Raw genomic sequence first — 594 nt, 5'->3', positions numbered from 1 at the left:
ACTCTGGAGGCCGAGAATGCTGCGCTACGGGCGGCGCTCGACCGGGAACGCGAAGCTCTGGACGAAGTGCGGGCCGACCGGGACGCATGGAAGCAACAAGCAACCGCCCTGCTGGCCGCGCCATCGAGGCGCCGACGCTGGTGGCCATGGTGAAGATGACAAGACCGACCGCCTACAGGACGCTGTAGCGAAATTCGGCCAAAACTTCGCCTTAGCGTAGGATTCGGCCCCATCCATCCGGCATCAGACCCCATTCAGGGTGATTTTGAGGTCTTTGGAACCGTCTCGGCGCCTCTCAATCCCCGAACGGCCAACGGTGATGTAAGTATGGTTTTCCTTGGATAAACTTCCGAAAAGCTGCCATAGGATCATGGCTGTACTTTGGAGAATCCCTGGATGCGCCTGTTTGCGGCTTCCTTTGCAGCGTTGATCGCTGCGTCTGGCACCGCTTCGGCACAGTCCGTTCTTGAGCGTGTACTCGAACAGATCGACGGTGCATCCAACCTCGCTCGGATCAACGGAACGTATGCGAACATTGCTGAGAGCACTCTGCTAAGCGAAACTAGGTCGAGAAATATCGTGGAGGATGTGTCC

Annotated in this window: 1 protein-coding gene; it reads left to right on the top strand. The window is 57.7% G+C overall.

Features of this window, described 5'->3' with window-relative positions; all coding sequences use genetic code 11:
* Positions 1 to 396: 396 nt before the first annotated feature.
* Positions 397 to 594: hypothetical protein (locus D4A39_RS18035; RefSeq protein ID WP_233552522.1), on the top strand; the 198-nt coding region annotated here is incomplete at its 3' end.

The sequence above is a fragment of the Alcanivorax profundi genome (genome assembly GCF_003597125.1).
Classification (GTDB): domain Bacteria; phylum Pseudomonadota; class Gammaproteobacteria; order Pseudomonadales; family Alcanivoracaceae; genus Alcanivorax; species Alcanivorax profundi.
Note: the sequence above shows the minus strand (reverse complement) of the source record. Positions and strands in the feature narration are given on the sequence as shown.